The following is a 20,743-nucleotide window of genomic DNA, read 5'->3' as shown; positions in this document are numbered from 1 at the left end:
AGGGAATATTAGGCATGTCGTAGTCTCTCAGGAATTCGCCGGCCATTCGCCAGCGAGCAGACCGAAGCACACCACGTTGTGATAGTGCTGGCCGTCGAAATGTTGTTGCCGCAGGATGCCTTCCTGCTGGAAGCCCAGGCTTAGGTGAAGTCCAATGGAGCGCTCGTTGTAGGCCAGGGCCTGACCGCATAGCTTGTGTAGGCCGGCCTGCACAAAGGCGTAGTGTAATGCCGCCTGTCCCAGCAACCGTCCCGTGCCTTTGGGAGCATTAGGGGCAATGTAGAACCCCCAATCGGCCACGCTGCCAGGAACGATCTGATGGATGTTGATAAAGCCCAGCGGCAATGAGTCGTTTTCGAATACCAGCAAGTGGCGGGCAGGATCCTGGGAGGCTCGTTCGAACCAGCGGGTATGCTCCTCCAGGCTGATCGTGTGCTGGGTATACATATAACGGCGCACCTCTTCGTGATTGCGCCAGATCAGCACCTGATCGAGATCCTGTCGGGTCATTAGACGAACCTGGGCAGTCGGTTGTCTTCCAGTCACTTCAGCACTCCAGTTGATGGATGAGATTGAGTACGCCACAGCCATCCGTGATATTCGCCGCAGCCTGACTCATCTCCTGTAGCCACTGGAGGGATGAGGTGAAAGCGTCTAGCGATCCCGACAGTTTCTCACCGACTTCTTGAGGTTCGCGTATTACCTGTACCGCACCGGCAAGTTCAAGGCCGTGGGCAACTTGGCGCTGATTATCGGCCAGCACCAGCATCACGGTGGGCAACCCCAGGCAGCAGCGTTCCCAGGACGTCGAGCCGGCGGCGCCGATCGCCAGGTTGCTGTCGGCCATCAGTTGCGCCATATCGCTGACTCCGACACGAACCGTCGTGGGCCAGGGCATGTCCTCGGCCGCCTGGCGCACCTCGTCCAGCCAGGGCGCCGTCGAGCCCATGACCACAGTGATGCGGCAGCCGTCCGGCAAGGCAGTGGATTTCAGGGCCTGTAATACCTGGCCCGTGGCATTGTCCTTGTCGACGCCGCCCATAGTGATCAGCAGGTGCTGCAATCGCGGATCTTCCCGGCGCTGCAGGCTGTAGGGACGCAGGGCTGCGAACTCCGGGCGTAACAGGGCGTATTGCGCACCGCAGAGCAGGCTGCAGCCGGCCGGCACCCATGGTTGGTAGTCGGCGGCGTTGCGGCCGTAGGTCTGATCTAGCAGCAGGTCGCACTGGTGCGTACGGTCGGCCAGATCATCGATCACCATCAGCTTGCGATAGTGAGGCTTGAGAGCCAGCTCCCAGCGGGCGTCCAGGGCGTAGTGGTCGACGATCAGCCAGTCGGGAGCCAGCTCGGCAAGGATCGCGACACAGGCTTCGGCATCCTGTTCCTGTGTTGTGCCGAGCCAGTGGCTGTGGGCCATGGGCATCGCAGTGGGGGGGGGGATCGCAAGCGAACTCGCTTCTACAGGTGCCATGGTCGGCAAGGCATGGACGATATAGCCCTTGTTGCGGACCTGCTCAATCAGGTTGCCCGGGTGTTCGCGGCAGATGAACCGGCAGTCGGCGCCGCGCTCGCGCAGTGCATCGGCCAGTGTCAGGCAGCGCATTACATGACCGCTGCCGATTTCCAGAGATGCGTCGGTGCGAAAAACAATGTTGCCAAGCATCAGTTCAACCGCTTGAAACCAGCATGGCATACGGGGCCCCGGAGCAGGCTATCTACAGAACGGCCTTCCTCACATTCTCGGATCAAGGCAAAGATAGAATCCAGCTCGGCAAAGTAATGGTCAATAACCGGCCGGCTGTGTTCGGTACAGACATAAACGGCGTTGCTGGCCAGATACCCTTTGGCAAGCATTTCCTGAGTAATCAGGGTCTTGTATGCCAGCGCATTAGGGCTGTTAAAGCTGAAGCCCGTCAGGGCCGGCAGCCCCCAGTGACTGATCGACAAATCGTGTTTCTCGGCCAAAGACTGCCAGCCGGCGCGGATCTGCAAGCCGCGCTGTGTGATGGTTTCCCAGCTGCGCTCCCGCTCCATCACTTCCAGCGTTTTTAATGCCGCCGAGGGACCTATGCGCTCCGTCCAAAAGGTACTGCTGATAAAGCTGGTCTGTGCCGCTTCCATGACTTCCTTTCGGCCAATAACGGCCGTTATGGCATAACCGTTGCCAAGGGCCTTGCCGAACATGGCCATATCCGGGTTGACACCATAGAGTTTGTGCAGGCCACCAAAACTCTGACGAAAACCCGAGGTGCACTCATCAAAGATAAGAACGATGCTTCGCTCCGTGGCCAGTTTTCGCACCTTGTGCAGAAAATTGTCTTCCGGCCCCATGTTGCGTACCACTTCCATCTTGATAACGCCGATATCATGGCGTTCCACCAGATTTTTCAATTCGTTGAAATCGTTGTACTTAAAAGGAAAAACGCTGCCTTTCAGCTCCTTGGGCACGCCATTGGGCTCCAGGCCGGGTAACAGGTGGCCGGCCAGATTTTCTTCATTACCCAGGTTGGCGGAAAGATACCAGTCATGCCAGCCGTGGTAGCCGCACACGGCGACCTTGTCTTTGCCGGTGACGGCGCGGGCAATGCGGATGGCGATGGCATTGGCCTCACCGCCAGAGCGGGCGAAGCGTACCATATCGGCCCATGGATGCAGTGCGATGAGCTTTTCTGCCAGCCACACTTCTTCCGGACAGTTGAGGGTGGACATGTTGCCAAGTGCTACGGTGCTACGTACTGCCTCATCTACTTCCGGATGACCATAACCCAGGATATTAGTGCCTATGCCCATGATGGACATATCGGTATATTCGTTGCCATCCATGTCCCATACCTTGCAGCCTTTGGCCTTGCTGAAATAAGAGGGCCATAGATCCGGCAGGAACATCTCGGCCCGTTTGGACAACAGCATGTTGCCTCCGGGAATGATCTGTTTTGCCCTCTTCCAGAGTTTTTGTCCCGTACCCATGGCGGCTCCTTCATTACGTGTGATATGCCTATTCGGGTGAAACAAGTCTGGTCGGCATCGCTGCAGCTCTGCCACCTGTAGCCAGCTGAAATGCAAATCGGGAGCGAAGTGCTCGAACACATGCCGGACTACGGCCAGATCTTCCTGTTCATCCACAGTCCAGCGCCAGTCGGATAAATCTTCATCATGGCTGACCGAAGCTGTACGAAACTCGCCTGGTTTACGCAGGTAGGGGGTAACATGCTCATGATCATAAGCATCCTCGGTTTCTGAACAGGCACGCTCAAATGCCTTAAAGCTGAAGACTTCCACGTCCAGGCCATCCGGATAAGTAGGAGGAGTCGTGTTTGTCAAATAATCCAGCTCTGATGATTTAAACTCGCGGACTAGTTGATCCACAAGAGCGGAATCCACCAGCGGGCAGTCGCCGGTTATGCGTACAATAATGTCGGCCTGGTGCTTTCTTGCCGTACGCAAATAGCGCTCCATCACATCCTGTTCACTGCCCTGTTCGCAGGCAAAACCCAGCCTAATCACATGGTCAACCAAGAGACGGTTTTCTTCATCAATAGATGTGGCCAGCACTATCTGATCCAGTTCCTTGGCGCAGGCAAGACGCTTTAGCAGCAGCTCTATCATGGGGATACCGGTGATTTTCATCATTACTTTACCGGGTAAGCGGGTAGAGCCCATTCGAGCCTGCACTATCGCGACTGTTTTCATAATTTGTTCCAATGGCCGGGGTTTAACAACAATGGATCTTCACAAGACAAAGTATCTGGCAAAACTGTAAGGTGACTGGTTGCGGCTTGCTGTATTTGCTGCCAATGTGCCAGATTGTCCACCCCCACCACTATCTTTTCTATATGGGCCGTGCCCAGAACGAAGCGCAGGCAGGCTTGCAGGGGCGTCAGATTTTCCTCTTCAAGCCATTGTTGCCAGGTATCCCACAGATATGTCCAGGGAGAAAATTTGGCTGGCCTCTGATGTCTGTTCATCAGCAACAGGCCTTGAAGAAATACCGAGCGGACATGCACATCCGTGCCAGACTGCTTTAAACGTGTCAGCCAGCCTGATGTCTGCATACGTCGGTCAAGCACGTTGAAAGGTGCCTGTACCAGATCGAAGTGGTACTGAGGGCACAATGCATCCAGCTCTTCAGGACCATAGACGGATACCCCGATACGTTGAGCCAGACCCTGCTCTTTAAGGGAGGTTAGAGCTTTGTACAGTACCTGACCCCGCTCATCAAGCAATTGAGCCGGTCTGTGTAACAGCACACCATCCAGTGTTCTTACACCCAGTCGGGTACAGGATTCGTGGATACGGGCATGAACCCACTGTGGTAAATCGAAGCATCCTTCTGGTATTTCGGGCAGCTTGGTGGTCACTGAAAAGCCGCTGAGATCGTTTTGGCCAAGAACGGCCTCGCTGCTGCCATAGGCAATGGCCGTGTCCAGGGTTGTGACACCGGCTATGCGAGCGGAGTGCAAAATCCGGGAGACCTCGTCGGCTGAAACCTGGCCTCCGGCATTGGCCACTCCGTAGGGCAAGCCAAACTGTACCGTGCCCAGTGCGATTCTGTCCATGTAGAGAGAGGCATTCATGATTACAGGCTCCAACGTTGCAACTAATGTCGTTTTACAACGAGTTTTTTAATGCCTCTACCACCAGTTCTTGCTGTGCTGCTGTAAAAGCAGGGAACAGTGGCAAGCTGATGGCTTCACGATAGTAACGTTCGGCTTCGGGGAAATCTCCAACCTTGAAGCCCATTTCTTGATAGTAGGGTTGAGTATGTAGCGGGATGTAATGCAGGTTAACGCCAATGTCCTGTGCACGCAGGGTCTCGAAAACCTCACGGTGTGTTTTGCTTATTTTTTCCAGTTGCAGGCGGATCACATAGAGGTGCAGGCCGGAGTAGTTATCCGGATGCTGCCAGGGGGTGATCACCGGCAAGTCGGCCAGCACTTCATCGTAGCGGCGAGCCAACTGATGGCGACGGGCAACATAGTCGTCCAGCCGATCCATCTGGCTGATGCCCAGGGCGGCCTGCAACTCGGTCATGCGGTAGTTAAAGCCAAGATCAATCTGCTGGTAGTACCAGGGGCCGTCCGGCTCGTGGGTCATGTGCGCGGCATCCCGGGTAATGCCATGGCTGCGCAGCAAGTTCATGCGATGGGCCAGCTCTTCATCGTTGGTCAGCGTCATGCCCCCTTCGGCAGTGGTGATGATCTTGACCGGGTGAAAACTGAATACGGTGATGTCGCTATAGCGGCCATTGCCAATATATTCTCCCCGGTACTTGCCACCAATGGCGTGGGAAGCATCTTCAATGATTCGAAAACCATAGCGCCGGGCGAGGCTGTGAATGGCTGCCATATCGCAGGGCTGGCCGCAAAGGTGAACGGCCACCAGCACCTTGGGCAGACGGCCTTCGCGCTCGGCAATTTCCAGCTTGGCGGCCAGCGACTGGGGGCACAGGTTGTAGGTGCGCGGGTCGATATCGACAAAATCCACCTGTGCGCCGCAATACAGGCCGCAGTTGGCCGAGGCCACAAAGGTGATGGGGGTGGTCCACAGCCAGTCACCTTGTCCCAGCCCCAAGGCCAGGCAGGCGATATGCAGCGCAGAGGTGGCGCTGTTTACCGCCAGGGCATGCCGGGCGCCCACATGGGCCGCCACTTTCTGCTCAAAACGGGGCACCATGGGCCCCTGGGTCAGAAAGTCGGAGTTGAGCACCGCCAACACCGCGTCTACATCGGCCTGGGTTATGTCCTGTCTGCCATAGGGGATCATGGTTCAGATGCTCCCAATTTTCTCGCGGTTGGCATCAACCCAGGCCCGCAGCTCGGCATCGCTCATCCATTCGCTGTTGTTGTCGCTGGCGTAAACAAAGCCTTCCGGCACCTTCTTGCCATCCTTTATTCGCTTTTTACAATTGGCCCAACCATTGATGGTGGGCAGTATCTTGAAATGCTCGGGATATTCGTAGGTGTAGTAGGCATCTTCGGCGCTTATCATCTGCTCATGCAGTTTCTCGCCGGGGCGGATGCCGATCACTTCCTGCTCTGCTTCTGGCGCGACCACCCGCGCCAGATCCGTTACCTTCATGGAGGGGATCTTTTTCACATAGATCTCTCCGCCCACCATGTCCTCAAAGGCATGCCACACCAGTTCCACCCCCTGCTCCAGGGAGATCATAAAACGGGTCATGCGCGGATCGGTGATGGGCAGTACGCCTCGGTCCTTGATGGACATAAAGAAGGGAATGACAGAGCCGCGGGAGCCCATGACATTGCCATAACGCACCACCGAAAAGCGGGTGCCGTGCTCGCCGGAGTAGGAGTTGCCTGCCACAAACAGCTTGTCGGAAGCCAGCTTGGTGGCGCCGTACAGGTTGATGGGGCTGCTGGCCTTGTCGGTAGACAGTGCGACCACCCCTTTTACGCCCTTGTCGATACAGGCATCGATCAGGTTCATGGCGCCGTTGATGTTGGTTTTTACGCATTCGAAGGGGTTGTACTCGGCGGTGGGCACTATCTTGGTGGCGGCGGCATGCACCACATAATCCACGCCGTCCAAGGCGCGGTAGAGGCGATCCTTGTCTCGCACATCGCCAATGAAGAAGCGTAGTCTTTCATCATTGGCGAATTTTTGGGCCATCTCCCACTGCTTCATTTCGTCACGGGAGAAAACGATCAGTTTTTTCACCCTGTACCTTGCTAAGGTCATGGGGACAAAGGTATGCCCAAACGAGCCTGTACCACCGGTGATAAGCAAGGTCTGGTTGTCAAACATGAGTTATAGCCTGGCGAGTAAAAATTAATGCTGACTACTGCAAAAAAAAGGCCAATTTTTCTTTTTACACTTAGGAGCCGTATGTGGGTCAGGTGTTAGGCGGTGTGGCGGTATTTGTATGCGTGGGGCTTACTGAAGCAGACTCTCCGGCGTGCAGGTATACAGGGCGCTAATCCGCGAGTGTATCATCTGGGTTATTGTTCCATTAGGGTCTATCTCTTGCGGGCACTCTGGTGGCATGAGCCAAATTTCCGACAACTCCAAGACCTTTTTAGATGAATAAGTAACCAATCAATCTTATTTCAAGCTGTTGTCATTTGATCCTGGTCAAGGTTTCCTCTAAAACTACCCCCTGAGGGTCGAGTTCTGACGCGGACTATGTCAGAATTCCGGCAGTAACGGCTCCAAGCGACAATTTTTTGCGCATCGGTGTGAGCGAACAGGCACCGAACAATAACCAATAAGCACGGTGGCAGGCCATCAGGGTAACGGATACCGGGCCGCCCATTCTCGACGTATTACTCTCTCGAAGTTAAAGGATGTCTTCACCCTATGGGTTCCTTCGGCAAAATATTGATTATTGACGGCGACCAGGATCGCCGCGGCAAGCTAGAAGCCATTCTTTCGTTTATGCAGGTTGACTGGATCAGTCATGACGAACCGGCGGCGGTGGCCCGGTTGGACAGGGAAGAGGGACTGACCGTGTTGTTGGGGCAATGCCAAAGCGCGCCCCAGGAGCTGGTGAGCCGTTATTCCCGGCATGTGTTTATCAGCCTGTTGCCGCTGAACGCGCCCGGCCCCAATTTTATCGGCTGCCTCGGGCAACTCACCTATCACGAGCTGACCCGGCTGTTGTCGCAGGCCCTGCGCTGGCGGCCCAGGCCGGTGCTGGAGCAGCGCGAGCAGGATTTGCACCGCATCCTGGTAGGGCAGGGCCCGGCCATGCAGGAGATCAAGGTGCAGATCCGCCAGGTGGCGGACAAGCAGGCCAATGTGCTGTTGCTGGGAGAGTCCGGCACCGGCAAGGAGGTGATAGCGCGCGCCATCCACATGCTGTCGTTGCAGGCCGAGGGGCCCTTCGTGCCCATCAACTGCGGCGCCATCCCGGCCGAGCTGCTGGAGAGCGAACTGTTCGGCCACGAGAAAGGCGCCTTCACCGGGGCGGTGTCGGCCCGCAAGGGGCGGTTCGAGCTGGCCGAGGGCGGCACCCTGTTTCTGGACGAAATCGGCGACATGCCCTTGCCGATGCAGGTGAAACTGCTGCGGGTATTGCAGGAGCGCACCTTCGAGCGGGTGGGCGGCACCCGGCCCATCAGCGCCAATGTGCGGGTTATTGCCGCGACCCACCGGGATCTGGAAGCCATGATCCTGGAGCAGCGCTTTCGGGAAGATTTGTATTACCGGCTGAACGTGTTTCCCATAGTGGCGCCGCCGTTGCGGGAGCGGCGGCGGGATATTCCCCTGTTGCTGGAGGAACTGATCGACCGCCACCGCATGGGGCACGATGCCGATCTGGTTTTTTCCGCCGCCGCCGTGGCGGCGCTGCAGGGGTATCACTGGCCGGGCAATGTGCGTGAACTGTCCAACCTGGTGGAGCGGATGTTTATCCTGTGCCCGGGGCGGGAAGTGGCGGTAGCCGACTTGCCCGCCAAGTACCGTAGCGGCCATGAGGCCGAGGACGAGCCGCCGTTCGAGGCGATGGATGAACAGGCGGCCCTGGCCTCCATTTTTCGCCAGCCCGATGCATATGAAGAGGACAATGAGGTTTTCTTCGACTTCAACGCCGGCTCCGAGGGGGAGGGCGATCTCTATGTGCCGCCGTTCACCACCGAAGGCATCAACCTCAAGGAAGTATTGGCCAATATCGAGGTCGATATGATCAGCCGGGCGCTGGAAGCGAGCGAGGGTATCGTCGCCAGGGCGGCGGAGCAGCTGGGCATGCGCCGCACCACCCTGGTGGAAAAAATGAAGAAGTACGGCATCAGCCGGGATTAGGGCTTTCCGCGCTGTGCTACAATGCCCCTTTCTTCCGGCTGACAGGGCAGGACGACGCAAGCTTCCCACCGGGGTGCAATCTTTCGAAAAAATCCGCACCGGCGGCTACTACTATGTGGATAAAACCCCTTTTATCCACCAACTGATCGAGCAGGGCAGCTACTACTTCCTGTCCCGCCCCCGTCGCTTCGGCAAAAGCCTGCTGCTCGACACCCTGCACCAGCTGTTCGAGGCGAAAGAGTCGCTGTTCCATGGCCTGTTTATCCATAACCAGTGGGACTGGGCCCGCCCCCGCCCGGTGGTCCGCCTGGGCTTTGGCAGCGGGGTGATGCGCAGCCGGCAGGAGCTGGATAAGCATATCCATGAGCAACTGGACGAGCAGGCCGGGCGATTGGGCATTTCGCTTGGCAACCAGACCATAGCCGGCCGTTTCGGCGAATTGATCCGCCTTGCCCACCAGCAGCACGGCGAGCGGGTGGCGGTGCTGATCGACGAGTACGACAAGCCGATCCTGGACAATATCACCGACCCGGCCACCGCCGCCGAGCTGCGCGAAGGGCTGAAAAACCTGTACTCGGTGCTGAAAGACGCCGACCCCCACCTGTGCTTTTGCCTGCTGACCGGGGTGTCCAAATTCAGCAAGGTCAGCCGGTTCTCGGGCCTGAACAACCTCAACGACATCAGCCTGGATGCTCCTTACAGCGCCATCTGTGGCTACACCGAGCAGGATCTGGATACCGTGTTCGCCCCCGAGCTGCCGGGGCTGGACCGGGAGCAGATCAAGGCCTGGTACAACGGTTACAACTGGGACGGTGAGCCGGTGTACAACCCTTTCGATGTGCTGTTGCTGTTCCAGAAGCGGGAATTTCGCCCCTACTGGTTTGAAACCGCCACCCCTACCTTTCTGGTCAAACTGCTGGCGGAGCGGGGCCTGTACAGCCCCAGCCTGACCAAAATGAATACCCGGGAGGCGCTGCTGTCCCGCTTCGACGTGGACGATATCAGTACCGAGGCGCTGATGTTCCAGGCCGGTTACCTCACCATTAAAAAGGTGCAGGCCCTGCTCCCCGGCAAGCACGTCTACCAGCTCGGCTTTCCCAACTTCGAGGTGGAAACCAGCCTGAACGAAGCCTTGCTGCCGGTGCTGGGGGTGGAGGAAGCCATCAGCGACGAGCAGTTGATTGCCTTGCCCGGCCTGCTGCGGGACAACGACTTCGCCGGCCTGGAGCAACATTTCAAATCCCTGTTCGCCGCCTTGCCCCACGACTGGTACCGCAACAACCCCATCGCCAAATACGAAGGCCACTACGCCAGCGTGTTCTACAGCCACATCGCCGCCCTGGGTCTTAGGGTCACGGTGGAAGACGCCTCCAACACCGGCAAGGTGGACATGGCGGTGGACTTTAACGGCCAAATTTACCTGTTCGAATTCAAGGTGGTGGAGCAGGTGCCGGAAGGCAGCGCCCTGGCCCAGTTGAAGCAGAAGGACTACGCCGACAAATACCGCGCCAGCGGCAAGCCCATCCATTTGATTGGCGTGGAATTCTCCCGCCGGCAGCGGCAAATCGTCGCCTTCGAGCGGGAACTGGTCGAATAAATTCGACCCTACGAACGGGGTTACACCGGCGCCGGGGTCCGGTCGAATAAATTCGACCCTACGAACGGGGTTACACCGGCGCCGGGGTTCGGTCGAATAAATTCGACCCGACGAGAGCATCGGGTTGTGCCGGTTCTGCCGTACAAAAACGGCATGGTTTTTGAATAAATCGGGCCATGACGACTTCCTCTCGCGCAACCATAGCCGATACCCGCTGGCAAACCCTGCTGGATGCGGGTCACCTCGAACAGATCATCCAGGCCATGCCCGGCGGTTTGCTGTGGGTGGACGGCCATGGCGTTGTCAGCCGCGCCAATCCCGCGGCGCTGGCCTTGCTGGGCGAGCCCTTGCTGGCCACGCCCTGGGTCGAGGTGATCGCCCGGGCTTTCTCGCCCCGCCCCGACGATGGTTTTCAGGTGTCGCTCAAGGATGGCCGCCGGGTGCAGCTGGCCATTTCCCATCTGGAAGGCCGGCCCGGGCAACTTATCCAGCTCACCGACATGACGCCCACCCGCACCTGGGCCGAGCAGCAGGGCCATGCCCAGCGGCTGGCGGCGCTCGGGCATATGGCGGCCACCCTGGCGCACCAGATCCGTACCCCCCTGTCCGCCGCCATGCTGTATGGGGCCAACCTGTCCAGCCCGGCCCTGAGCGAGGGGCAACGGCAGCAATTCCAGCAGCGGCTGGTGGCGCGGCTGCAGGATATCGAGCGTCAAATAAGCGACATTCTGATGTTCGCCCGCCAGGAGCAGTCGCCGCTGGCGGACGAGCTGGAGGTGGCGACCCTGCTGGAACAAAGCCGCGAGGCGGCGACGCCCTTGCTGGCTGCGCGGGGAGTGGCGCTGGAGATCACCGGGCCGGGCTCCGGCCGTATCCTCGGTAATGGCAACAGTCTTAAGAGCATTTTGTTGAATTTAATGGAAAATGCAGCGGAAGCCGGGGCTTCCCGCATCAGCCTGGAAAGCGAGGTCGAGCAGCAACAGGTGGTGATCCGGGTGCGGGATAACGGCAAGGGCATGGATGAGACCCTGAGTGCCAAAATCTTTGCGCCGTTTTTTACCACCCGCAGCCAGGGCACCGGCCTGGGACTGGCGGCCGTGGCGGCCGTGGCGCGGGCTCATCAGGGGCGGGTCACGGTGGCGTCGGCACCGGGGCGGGGCAGCTGTTTCAGCCTGTGGCTGCCGCTGCTGGCAAATAATGTAGACGGCTGAATAGGGAAAGATGATGAGTACCGACATTCTGATTGTGGAAGACGACACCGGTCTGCAGCAGGCGTTGCAGGATACGCTGTTGCTGGCCGGTTATCGGTGTGACTGCGTCGACAGCGCCGAGTCGGCCATGACCTGGTTGCGAGAGCAGGCGGTGCAAATGGTGATCACCGATGTGCAGATGGCGGGCATGGACGGCCTCGGCCTGCTCGGCTGGATCAACGGCCGCTTCCCCGGTCTGCCGGTGCTGGTGATCACCGCTCACGCCCAGGTGGCGGGGGCGGTGGCGGCGATGCGTGCCGGGGCGGTGGACTACCTGGCCAAGCCCTTTACCCCCGCGGCCTTGCTGGCGGTGGTGTCCCGCCATGTGCGGCAGCAGCCGGAAGACAACGGCGATCCCGTGGTGGGCGATGCCAAAAGCATCCGCTTGCTGCAACTGGCGGCCCGGGTGGCCGAGTCCGGCGCCAGCGTGATGATCTGCGGCCCCAGCGGCACCGGCAAGGAGGTGCTGGCCCGTTTTATCCATCGCCGTTCCGAACGCTCGGCCGGCCCTTTCGTGGCCATCAACTGCGCCGCCATTCCCGACAACATGCTGGAAGCCACCCTGTTCGGCTATGAAAAGGGTGCCTTTACCGGCGCGGTGCAGGCCTGCCCGGGCAAGTTCGAACAGGCCCATGGTGGCACCCTGCTGCTGGACGAAATCACCGAAATGGATCTCAACCTGCAGGCCAAGCTGCTGCGGGTGCTGCAGGAACGGGAGGTGGAGCGCCTGGGCGGGCGCAAAACCCTCAGCCTGGATGTGCGGGTGCTGGCCACCAGTAACCGGGATCTACGGCGAGCGGTCGCCGAGGGGTGCTTCCGGGAGGATCTTTATTACCGGCTCAATGTCTTTCCCTTAACCTGGCCGGCCCTGGCCGAACGGCCCGGCGACATACTGCCGCTGGCCGGTTACCTGCTGCAGCGGCATGCCCGGCAGATGGGGCGCACTGGCGTGGTGCTGGCCGAGGCGGCGAAGGCCCGTTTGCGGGCCTGGCACTGGCCCGGCAATGTGCGCGAGCTGGATAACGTGATGCAGCGGGCCCTGATCCTGTCCCTGGACGGCGCCATCGGCGCCACCGATATTCTGCTGGATGAGTCGCTTTCGCCGGCGGCGGAGCCGGCACCACCGATGGCCCCGCCGGCCGAGGACGGCTTGGGCAAGGAGCTGGCCAGCCAGGAGCACCAGATCATCCTGCAGGCGCTGCGGGCCTGTGCCGGCAGCCGGGCCGAGGTGGCGGAAAAACTCGGCATCAGCCCGCGTACCCTGCGCTACAAGCTGGCACGGATGCGCGAAGCGGGGATCCCTGTACCTGGGTAACCTCGTCCGCAACGGAGCAGCTACAGCAACTACAGAGATAAAGATGAACTGGCTCGTAGTTTGCATTATGATCCCCAGCTTAAATTATTTACGCGGGAGCCACAGCGATGGACATTAAAGCCACGGCATTGCTATCGGAAATGCAGGCGTTGAAAGGCGAAGCGCAACAGCTGGCGCCGGTAACTACCCCTGGCCCTCAGCAGGACTTTTCCACCTTGTTGAATCAGGCCGTCAACAAGGTGAACGGTTTGCAGCAAAGCACCGACGGCCTGCGTACCCGCTTCGAGCTGGGGGACGACACGGTCAGCCTGGAACAGGTGATGATCGCCGCGCAAAAATCCAGCCTCGCCTTCGATGCCACCGTGCAGGTGCGCAACAAGGTGGTCGATGCCTACAAAACCATTATGAACATGCCGGTATGAGGGCCTGATTGGTGGCTGATAATCCGTTGGTCAATACCGACAAAAATGTGCTGGCCGCCAACGAGGCGACAACACTGGAAGCGGAAGAGCAGAAAAGCACACCCTTCGCCTTGTTGGGCAATACCGACATCCTGCGTCAGGTCATCATAGTGCTGGCGCTGGCCATCTGCCTGGCGTTGGCGGTGTTTGTGCTGCTGTGGGGCAAAGAGCCCGAAATGCGCCCGCTGGGGGTGTACAGCAATCAGGAACTGATAGAAACCCTGGACTTTCTGGACAGCCAGAAGGTGCCATACAAAATCGACGGCAATACCGTGCTGGTGCGGGCCGATCGGTTTTCCGACATTCAGCTCAACCTGCGCCGCTCCGGCCTCAGCCAGAGCCCGCCCGAAGGCGATGCCATATTGTTGTCCGACCCCGGTTTCGGCATCAGCCAGCGGCTCGAGCGGGAGCGGCTCAACCTCAGCCGGGAACGGCAGCTGGCCCGGGTGATAGAGCAATACAACAGCGTGGCCCAGGCCCAGGTGTTGCTGGCCATTCCCCGGGAAAACGTCTTTGTGCGCGATAAACGCCAGCCCAGCGCCACCGTGGTGCTGAACCTGCGCCGGGGCGGCACCCTGCGCCAGGAAGAGGTGGACGCCATCGTGGATACGGTGGCCTCGGCGGTGTCGGATCTCACGCCGGGCCGGGTCACGGTGACCGATCAAAACGGCCGCCTGCTCAACTCCGGCTCCCAGGATCCCCTGTCGGCGCGCACCCGCCGTGAATTTGAACTGCAGCAGAAGCAGGAGTCCGACTATCGCCAGAAGATTGACGCCATCCTGAGCCCGGTGCTGGGGCTGGGCAATTATACCGCCGAGGTGGATGTCCGGCTGGACTTCACCCGCCGGGAGCAAACGGTCAAGTCGTTCAATCCCGACCTGCCGGCGGTACGCTCGGAAATGGTGATGGAAGACAACACCTCCGGGAAGGGCGCGCTGGGTATTCCCGGGGCGCTGACCAACCAGCCGCCGATGGAGTCGGACATCCCGGAACAGGCCGAAGGCCTGGCCCAGGAAAATAACCGCAACGAGCGCTCCCGCCGCGAGGCGACCCGTAACTTCGAGCTGGACACCACCATCAGCCATACCGAAAGCGCCACCGGCGATATCCGCCGGCTCACGGTGTCGGTGGCGGTGGATTACAAAACGGTGAACCATGCCGACGGCTCGGTGGAGCGGGTTCCCCTGAGCCAGGAAGAGCTGGTGCGTATCGACCGGCTGCTGCGCGGCGGCCTGGGCTTCGATGTGAGCCGGGGCGATGCCATCGAAGTGGTCTCGGTGCCCTTCAATCGTCCGGATCTGGACGATATCGCCGCCATTCCCTTTTACGAGCAGCCCTGGTTCTGGCATCTGGCCCGTATCCTCGGCGCCGTGGTGGTGCTGATCGTGCTGTTGCTGACGCTGGTCCGGCCCATGGTCCGGCGGCTGCTGGGCTCCGATGAAAAACTGCCGGAAGAGATCGATCTCGACGGGCAGAATGCCCTGTCGGGCAATGATCATCTTACCCTGCTGGCCCAGCAGGCGGAGCAGGAAGACAGCATGTTCGGTATCCGTGAAGGGCGCCTGCAACTGCCCAATCTCAATAAAGACGAAGACGTGCTGGCGGCGGTGCGGGCACTGGTGGCGAACGAACCGGATTTGGCGGCGCAGGTAGTGAAGGATTGGGTGAAGAGCGATGACTGACAACCAGGAGCTGATGATTTCCGATGAGCAGCGCAAGCTGCTCGCCAAGATGACCGGCACCGAAAAGGCCGCCCTGCTGATGCTCAGCCTGCGGGAGGAGGACGCGGCCCAGATCTTTCGCCACCTGGATCCCAAGCAGGTGCAGCGCCTGGGCATGAAAATGGCGGCGGTGGGCGATTTCGGGCCCGAGCGGGTGGGGGCGGTGCACCGTCTGTTTATCGAGGATATCCAGCGCTTTACCAAGATCGGGGTGGGCAGCCAGGACTTCGTGCGCAATGCCCTGGTGGCGGCGCTGGGCGAAGACAAGGCCGGCCGGCTGGTCAACCAGATCGTCGCCGGTGCCGGCTCCCGCGGCCTGGATTCGCTCAAGTGGATGGACGCCCGCCAGGTGGCCAGTATCATCCATAACGAGCACCCGCAAATCCAGACCATAGTGCTGTCGTACCTCGATCCCGAGCAGGCGGCCGAGATCCTGCAGCAGTTTTCCGAGCCGGTACGGCTGGATCTGGTGATGCGCATTGCCGAGCTGGAAGAAGTGCAGCCGGCGGCGCTGCAGGAGCTGAACGACATCATGGAAAAACAGTTTGCCGGCCAGAGCGGCGCCAAGGCGGCCAAGATGGGCGGCCTGAAGGCCGCCGCCAATATCATGAACTACCTGGATACCGCTATCGAGGGGGTGCTGATGGATGCCATCCGTGATCAGGATGAAGAGATGAGCATGAAGATCCAGGATCTGATGTTCGTGTTCGAAAACCTGATCGATGTGGACGACAGAGGCATTCAGATGCTGTTGCGCGAAGTGAACGGCGAGCTGTTGCAGCGGGCGCTGAAAGGCGCCGACGATCAGCTCAAGGAGAAGTTCCTGAATAACATGTCCAAGCGGGCCGCCGAGATGCTGCAGGACGATCTGGAGGCCATGGGGCCGGTGCGGGTCAGCGATGTCGAAGTGGCCCAGAAGGAAATTCTGGCGATAGCCCGGCGCCTGGCGGACAGCGGTGAGCTGATGCTGTCCAAGGGCGCGGGTGATGATTTCGTATGAACCGTCGTTCCTACCCCGCCGACAGGGGCTATCCGCGCCCTGATCATCCGCGCGATGTCGAACATTGGTCCTGGCCGGATATGGCCCTGCCCGAGGTGGGGCATAAAGAGCATGCCCTGAACATGAAAAGCCGGGGGGAGCCACATGCCCCCGAGCCGGAGCCCGAGCTGGAGCTGGAGCCCGAGCCGCTCACCGCCGAGGCGCTGGAGGCCATCCGCCAGGCCGCCTTCGAAGAGGGCTATGAGGAAGGCAAGCAGCAAGGGTTTGAAGCGGGGCGGGAAGAGGGGCGGCTCCAGGGCCTGCAGCAAGGATACGAGGCCGGCCTGCAGCAAGGCCAGGAGCAGGGGCTGGCGGAAGGCCGGGCGCGGGTTGAAGAGCAACTGGCGCAGTGGCAGCACTGGCTGGAACGGCTGAGCACGCCGCTGGCGCAGGTCGACAAGGTGGTGGAACAAAGCCTGGTCACCCTGGCGCAGGAGCTGGCGCGCAACCTGCTGAAAACCGAGGCGACCACCTCTCCCCAGTTATTGCTGGCCACGCTGCGCGAGGCGATAGCCGCCCTGCCGGGCCACGAGGCGGGCGTGACCCTGTTTCTGCACCCCGATGACATCGCCGTGATTGAGCAGCACTTCGATGCCCCCAGCCGGCAACAGCGGCGCTGGGAGCTGGTGGCCGAGCCCGGCCAGGAGCGGGGGGATCTGCGCCTGAAAACCGCCATGTCCGAGCTGGACATCAGCCTGGCGCAGCGCATCGATGCGCTGATGGCCAACTTTATCAAGGCCAACTGGAGCCGTTTCCATGACGCTCAGTGAGCGGCTGGCGGCCTATCAGACCCGGGGGCTGGCGCCGGCCATGGCCGCCAGCGGCAAGCTGACCCGGGTGGTGGGGCTGACGCTGGAGGCGGTGGGATGCACGGCGGCGGTGGGCAGCCAGTGCAAGATCCAGACCCTGTTCGGCGACATGGATGCGGAAGTGGTCGGCTTTGCCGACGACAAGCTCTACCTGATGCCCGGCGAGTCGCTGAAGGGGGTGATCCCCGGCGCCCGGGTAACGCCGGTGGGCCAGGGCGCGGGCGTGCCGGTGGGCATGGCCCTGCTGGGCCGGGTCATCGACGGCATCGGCCAGCCGCTGGATGGCCTGGGCCCCATCGCCACCCGCGATACCGCCGACTTCACCGCCCCGCGGCTCAACCCGATGGCGCGCAAACCGATAGAAGCGCCCATGGATGTCGGCGTCCGGGCCATCAATGCCGTGCTCACCGTGGGCCAGGGCCAGCGCATGGGGCTCTTTGCCGGCTCCGGCGTGGGCAAGAGCGTGCTGCTCGGCATGATGACCCGGGGCGCCAAGGCCGACGTGGTGGTGGTGGGGCTGATCGGCGAGCGGGGCCGGGAAGTCAAGGAGTTTATCGATGTGATCCTGGGCGAGGAAGGGCGGGCCCGTGCCGTGGTGGTGGCCGCGCCGGCCGATGCCTCTCCGCTGATGCGGCTCAAGGGCTGTGAAACGGCCCTGACCCTGGCCGAGTACTTTCGTGAGCAGGGCCTGAATGTGCTGCTGCTGATGGACTCCCTCACCCGCTATGCCCAGGCCCAGCGGGAAATCGCGCTGGCGGTGGGCGAGCCTCCGGCCAGCAAGGGCTACCCGCCCTCGGTGTTCGCCAAGCTGCCGGCGCTGGTGGAGCGGGCCGGCAACGGCGCCGAAGGCCAGGGCAGCATCACCGCTTTCTTTACCGTGCTCACCGAAGGGGATGACCTGCAGGATCCGATCGCCGACGCGGCCCGGGCCATCCTCGACGGCCATGTGGTGCTGTCGCGGCAACTGGCCGACAGCGGCCACTATCCGGCCATCGATATCGAGAAATCCATCAGCCGGGTGATGACGGCGGTGACCACCGAGGCCCACCAGCGCCAGGCCCGGGCCCTCAAGCAGGCCTATGCGCTGTATCAGCAGAACCACGACCTGATCAACCTGGGGGCCTATCAGTCCGGGGCCGATCCCCGGCTGGATCTGGCCATTCATATCCGCCCCCGGCTGGAGCGTTTCCTGACCCAGGGCATGACGGAGGTGATTGGCCTGCAAGCCTGCCTCAATGAGCTGGAAGTGGTCAGCAAGCCGTTGTTGCGGGCCGGCTGATGAGCAAGGCGCTGCACCTGTTGCGGGAACAGCTGGACGGCCAGGAACGCCAGGCCGCCGCCGAGCTGGGGGCGGCCCAGCTCCAGCTGCAGCAGCTGGAGCAGCAGCAGCAGACCCTGAGCCAGTATCAGCGGCACTACAGCCAGGAGTTTCAACATCGTGGCCAGCAGGGGCTAAGTGCCCACCAGTTTGGCCATTTCCAGGGCTTTATCGATAAGCTGGAGCTGGCCCAGCAACAGCAGCGACAGGGATTGCAGCAGGCCCGGCAACGGCTCGAGCGCAGCCGTAGCGCCTGGATGGCGGTGCGGGCCCGCAAGCAGGCCATCGACAAGCTGTTGGAGCGGGATGCCGGGCGCAAGCGTCTGGAAACGGCCCGGCAAGAGCAAAAGATGCTCGATAATCTGGCGATATACCGTTTTCACAAGAAGAGCATGTAGTTTCTGGTATGTATTTTGCCTGTGTTTGCTGTTGATTCGAGACATAACGGCGTGGCGACGCGATAGATAGGAAGCCTCATCATGACTATGAGCATCATGCCCATGCTGCAGCGGGCGGGTCCGGATACCAATAGCGGCATGGCCGGCGGCGCTGAAAGCGGGGGGACGCCCGCTTTTGCCGAGCTGCTGGTGCAGCAGGGCGAAGCGGTGACGGCAACCGCCGGATCCGTTAGCGATGAGCCGGTGGCGGCTCCGGCACGGGAGCAAGGGCCGGGCGATAAGGAAGCGGAAGATGCCTTGCCGGTAGTCGGATTGGCGCCGGTTCCGGCCCGCGAGCAGGCCGATTTACATAACGTCCCGGTAGCCGGCGACAATGCCCGGCCGGTGCCGCTTGCCGAGCCCTTGCTCCAACCCCAGTCGCTGTTGAGGCCATCCGGTGATGCGCCACCCGGTGATGCGTCACCCGGTGAGGCGCCCGGCGACCTTGCGGAGCCGATTGGTGGCGAGCCGGAGCATGGCCGCAACCGGATGGCGGCCTTATCCGCAGCGGAGGTTTCCCGGCCTGCCGGCCCCTCGGCATCCGCGAACGGGGATGAGGGGAGGGCCAGGCCAGACCGGGCTGCCGGACGGGAGGAGATGCTTATCGCCCCGCGCACGCGGCCCGATAATGAGCGGGTGGCCAGGGGCCTCGAGCCGGAAGATACCCCCGGTGGCGAACACCGGGGGCGCGGTTCGGCGGTCTCCCGGCTTGGGTCGGCGCCAGCGCCGGTGGACGAAAACAGCGGGGAGGAGGCCGGCACCGAGCTCCGGCGGGAAACCGAGGAGCCAATCCGGCGGGCCGGGAGCTGGCGTCACGCCGGTGGCGAGGCAGCGCTGTCGCCATGGCATGAAACGGTGAACCGCCCGGCCGCCACAGTGGCGACCGGGCCGGGCCCCGCGGTTGAGGCGGCGGTGGCGGCCGAGCCGCGCCCCGCAGTTGAGGTGGCGGTGACGGCCGGGCCGGGCCCCGCGGTTGAGGCGGCGGTGCCGGCCGAGCCGCGCCCTGCGGTGGAGGTGGCGGTGACGGCCGGGCCGCGCCCCGCGGTTGAGGCGGCGGCGGTGGCCGGGCCGCGCCCTGCGGTTGAGGCGGTGGCGGCCGGGCCGGGCCCCGCGGTTGAGGTGCCGGCCGGGCCCGAGCCGCGCCAGCCTTGGTTGCAGGAGGTCTCATGGCAGCGGCAACCGGCCGAGGCGTTAGCGCCGGCGGTGCCGGATGACGCTGCACCCGAGTGGTTGGCCCAGATTGAACATGGCCGGCGGTGGCTGCAAGCGGGCCGGGACGAAGGCGGCAATAAGTTGCCGCCGCAGGCGGAGACGGCAACCCCGGCCCTGTCCCGGCTGTTGTCCGGCGAGAAAACCGCCCCGTTACCGGCCGTCGCTGCCGGCCGGCCGGAGACCCTCGAGAACCCGGCCGGGGCGGTGGATAAAGCGCCGGTGCCGCTGGCCGAGCAGCCCCCGGGCGTTCAGGCGGCGGGCGGCGTCATGCCGACCCGGGACGGCATAACGCCGGCGCTAGTGGAACGCGCGCTATCGCCGGAGCGCTCCCTGACCCTGCAAGGCACGCCCGAGCAGGGAGCCAGGCAGCTGGCGCAGCAGGTGCAGGTGATGGTCAGCCAGAATCTGCAGGAGGCGGACATTCGTCTTAATCCGTCCGAGCTGGGTGGGTTAAGGATCCAGCTGAAAATGGAGCAGGGCGAGGTCCAGGTTCAGTTTCTGGCCAGCCAACCCCAGGCCCGGGAATTGCTCGACCAGGCGTTGCCCCGGTTGAGGGAGATGCTGCAGCAGCAGGGGATCACCCTGGGCCAGAGCCAGGTGGGCAGTTTTGCCGGTCAGCAGGGACAAGGGGCGCCGCAACAGGAGGCCCGCCAGCAGGCCGCCGGAGATAACGGCGGACAGCGAGGCCACCAGGCCGGTGCCGAAGGGCTCGATGGCCAGGCGTTGGCGGAGCCGGAAGTGTCCGCACCCCGGTTGCGGACCAATGGCAGTATTGATTTTTTTGCATGATTCACATGGGTAAACTGCCCGTTCTGTTGGTAAGG

At 61.6% G+C, this 20,743-nt stretch carries 17 protein-coding genes; 11 read left to right on the top strand and 6 right to left on the bottom strand.

Annotation, left to right across the window (positions count from 1 at the left end):
* Window positions 1-27: 27 nt before the first annotated feature.
* Genes pseH through pseB form a run of 6 tightly spaced genes read right to left on the bottom strand, consistent with a single transcriptional unit; the run spans window position 28 to window position 6,765 of the window.
* Window positions 28-510 carry a UDP-4-amino-4,6-dideoxy-N-acetyl-beta-L-altrosamine N-acetyltransferase gene (pseH, locus tag JKV55_RS13850; RefSeq protein WP_202086730.1) on the bottom strand — a complete coding sequence of 161 codons (483 nt, stop codon included), beginning with the start codon at window positions 508-510 and terminating at the stop codon, window positions 28-30.
* A gap of 37 nt (window positions 511-547) precedes the next feature.
* Entirely contained in the window at window positions 548-1,663 is a 1,116-nt protein-coding gene (gene pseG, locus JKV55_RS13845) for a UDP-2,4-diacetamido-2,4,6-trideoxy-beta-L-altropyranose hydrolase (RefSeq protein WP_202086720.1), read from the bottom strand.
* Complete coding sequence (locus JKV55_RS13840) at window positions 1,663-3,690, bottom strand: aminotransferase class III-fold pyridoxal phosphate-dependent enzyme (protein ID WP_202086708.1); 2,028 nt, start codon at window positions 3,688-3,690, stop codon at window positions 1,663-1,665. Before JKV55_RS13840 ends, pseG begins: the two co-directional genes overlap by 1 nt.
* Window positions 3,687-4,574, bottom strand: coding sequence for an aldo/keto reductase (locus JKV55_RS13835; protein ID WP_202086706.1), 888 nt, complete (start codon window positions 4,572-4,574; stop codon window positions 3,687-3,689). Before JKV55_RS13835 ends, JKV55_RS13840 begins: the two co-directional genes overlap by 4 nt.
* Before the next feature lie 34 nt (window positions 4,575-4,608).
* Complete coding sequence (pseC, locus tag JKV55_RS13830) at window positions 4,609-5,763, bottom strand: UDP-4-amino-4,6-dideoxy-N-acetyl-beta-L-altrosamine transaminase (RefSeq protein ID WP_202086704.1); 1,155 nt, start codon at window positions 5,761-5,763, stop codon at window positions 4,609-4,611.
* 3 nt (window positions 5,764-5,766) lie between these two features.
* Window positions 5,767-6,765 (bottom strand): UDP-N-acetylglucosamine 4,6-dehydratase (inverting), encoded by a 999-nt coding sequence (gene pseB, locus JKV55_RS13825; protein WP_202086697.1) that lies wholly within the window; start codon window positions 6,763-6,765, stop codon window positions 5,767-5,769.
* A 552-nt stretch (window positions 6,766-7,317) separates the two neighbouring features.
* Here pseB and JKV55_RS13820 point away from each other — a divergent pair.
* The 11 genes from JKV55_RS13820 (at window position 7,318) to JKV55_RS13770 (ending at window position 20,708) form a co-directional block, all read left to right on the top strand.
* Window positions 7,318-8,760, top strand: a complete 1,443-nt coding sequence (locus JKV55_RS13820; RefSeq protein ID WP_202086688.1) for a sigma-54 dependent transcriptional regulator — start codon at window positions 7,318-7,320, stop codon at window positions 8,758-8,760.
* A 73-nt stretch (window positions 8,761-8,833) separates the two neighbouring features.
* A complete protein-coding gene (locus tag JKV55_RS20250) occupies window positions 8,834-10,357 on the top strand; it encodes an ATP-binding protein (RefSeq protein ID WP_202086686.1) in 1,524 nt (507 codons plus the stop codon).
* A 176-nt stretch (window positions 10,358-10,533) separates the two neighbouring features.
* A complete protein-coding gene (locus JKV55_RS13810) occupies window positions 10,534-11,568 on the top strand; it encodes a sensor histidine kinase (protein ID WP_202086684.1) in 1,035 nt (344 codons plus the stop codon).
* Between the two features lie 10 nt (window positions 11,569-11,578).
* Window positions 11,579-12,922: a sigma-54-dependent transcriptional regulator gene (locus JKV55_RS13805; protein ID WP_439654910.1), complete on the top strand. Its 1,344-nt coding sequence runs from the start codon at window positions 11,579-11,581 to the stop codon at window positions 12,920-12,922.
* A 107-nt stretch (window positions 12,923-13,029) separates the two neighbouring features.
* Window positions 13,030-13,344 carry a flagellar hook-basal body complex protein FliE gene (gene fliE, locus JKV55_RS13800; protein ID WP_202086681.1) on the top strand — a complete coding sequence of 105 codons (315 nt, stop codon included), beginning with the start codon at window positions 13,030-13,032 and terminating at the stop codon, window positions 13,342-13,344.
* 11 nt (window positions 13,345-13,355) lie between these two features.
* Window positions 13,356-15,065: a flagellar basal-body MS-ring/collar protein FliF gene (gene fliF, locus JKV55_RS13795; RefSeq protein WP_202086677.1), complete on the top strand. Its 1,710-nt coding sequence runs from the start codon at window positions 13,356-13,358 to the stop codon at window positions 15,063-15,065.
* Window positions 15,058-16,104, top strand: coding sequence for a flagellar motor switch protein FliG (gene fliG / locus JKV55_RS13790; protein ID WP_202086675.1), 1,047 nt, complete (start codon window positions 15,058-15,060; stop codon window positions 16,102-16,104). The genes fliF and fliG overlap by 8 nt, the downstream gene beginning before the upstream one ends.
* Entirely contained in the window at window positions 16,101-16,913 is an 813-nt protein-coding gene (fliH, locus tag JKV55_RS13785) for a flagellar assembly protein FliH (protein ID WP_202086673.1), read from the top strand. The genes fliG and fliH overlap by 4 nt, the downstream gene beginning before the upstream one ends.
* Window positions 16,900-18,231 carry a flagellar protein export ATPase FliI gene (gene fliI, locus JKV55_RS13780; RefSeq protein ID WP_202086671.1) on the top strand — a complete coding sequence of 444 codons (1,332 nt, stop codon included), beginning with the start codon at window positions 16,900-16,902 and terminating at the stop codon, window positions 18,229-18,231. The genes fliH and fliI overlap by 14 nt, the downstream gene beginning before the upstream one ends.
* Complete coding sequence (gene fliJ / locus JKV55_RS13775) at window positions 18,231-18,668, top strand: flagellar export protein FliJ (RefSeq protein ID WP_202086669.1); 438 nt, start codon at window positions 18,231-18,233, stop codon at window positions 18,666-18,668. The genes fliI and fliJ overlap by 1 nt, the downstream gene beginning before the upstream one ends.
* A gap of 81 nt (window positions 18,669-18,749) precedes the next feature.
* Complete coding sequence (locus JKV55_RS13770) at window positions 18,750-20,708, top strand: flagellar hook-length control protein FliK (RefSeq protein ID WP_202086664.1); 1,959 nt, start codon at window positions 18,750-18,752, stop codon at window positions 20,706-20,708.
* Window positions 20,709-20,743: the final 35 nt, after the last annotated feature.

The organism is Zobellella iuensis, from assembly GCF_016746085.1.
Classification (GTDB): Bacteria; Pseudomonadota; Gammaproteobacteria; order Enterobacterales; family Aeromonadaceae; genus Oceanimonas; species Oceanimonas iuensis.
Note: the sequence above shows the minus strand (reverse complement) of the source record. Positions and strands in the feature narration are given on the sequence as shown.

What these genes read in the sequence shown, in the direction of transcription:
- JKV55_RS13840 (WP_202086708.1), bottom strand. Translation starts at nt 3,690, where the DNA reads ATGAAAACAGTCGCGATAGTGCAGGCTCGAATGGGCTCTACCCGCTTA.
- fliI (WP_202086671.1), top strand. Translation starts at nt 16,900, where the DNA reads ATGACGCTCAGTGAGCGGCTGGCGGCCTATCAGACCCGGGGGCTGGCG.
- pseG (WP_202086720.1), bottom strand. Translation starts at nt 1,663, where the DNA reads ATGCTTGGCAACATTGTTTTTCGCACCGACGCATCTCTGGAAATCGGC.
- JKV55_RS13835 (WP_202086706.1), bottom strand. Translation starts at nt 4,574, where the DNA reads ATGAATGCCTCTCTCTACATGGACAGAATCGCACTGGGCACGGTACAG.
- pseH (WP_202086730.1), bottom strand. Translation starts at nt 510, where the DNA reads ATGACCCGACAGGATCTCGATCAGGTGCTGATCTGGCGCAATCACGAA.
- JKV55_RS13805 (WP_439654910.1), top strand. Translation starts at nt 11,579, where the DNA reads ATGATGAGTACCGACATTCTGATTGTGGAAGACGACACCGGTCTGCAG.
- JKV55_RS13810 (WP_202086684.1), top strand. Translation starts at nt 10,534, where the DNA reads ATGACGACTTCCTCTCGCGCAACCATAGCCGATACCCGCTGGCAAACC.
- fliE (WP_202086681.1), top strand. Translation starts at nt 13,030, where the DNA reads ATGGACATTAAAGCCACGGCATTGCTATCGGAAATGCAGGCGTTGAAA.
- fliG (WP_202086675.1), top strand. Translation starts at nt 15,058, where the DNA reads ATGACTGACAACCAGGAGCTGATGATTTCCGATGAGCAGCGCAAGCTG.
- JKV55_RS13820 (WP_202086688.1), top strand. Translation starts at nt 7,318, where the DNA reads ATGGGTTCCTTCGGCAAAATATTGATTATTGACGGCGACCAGGATCGC.
- JKV55_RS13770 (WP_202086664.1), top strand. Translation starts at nt 18,750, where the DNA reads ATGACTATGAGCATCATGCCCATGCTGCAGCGGGCGGGTCCGGATACC.
- fliH (WP_202086673.1), top strand. Translation starts at nt 16,101, where the DNA reads ATGAACCGTCGTTCCTACCCCGCCGACAGGGGCTATCCGCGCCCTGAT.
- pseC (WP_202086704.1), bottom strand. Translation starts at nt 5,763, where the DNA reads ATGATCCCCTATGGCAGACAGGACATAACCCAGGCCGATGTAGACGCG.
- fliJ (WP_202086669.1), top strand. Translation starts at nt 18,231, where the DNA reads ATGAGCAAGGCGCTGCACCTGTTGCGGGAACAGCTGGACGGCCAGGAA.
- pseB (WP_202086697.1), bottom strand. Translation starts at nt 6,765, where the DNA reads ATGTTTGACAACCAGACCTTGCTTATCACCGGTGGTACAGGCTCGTTT.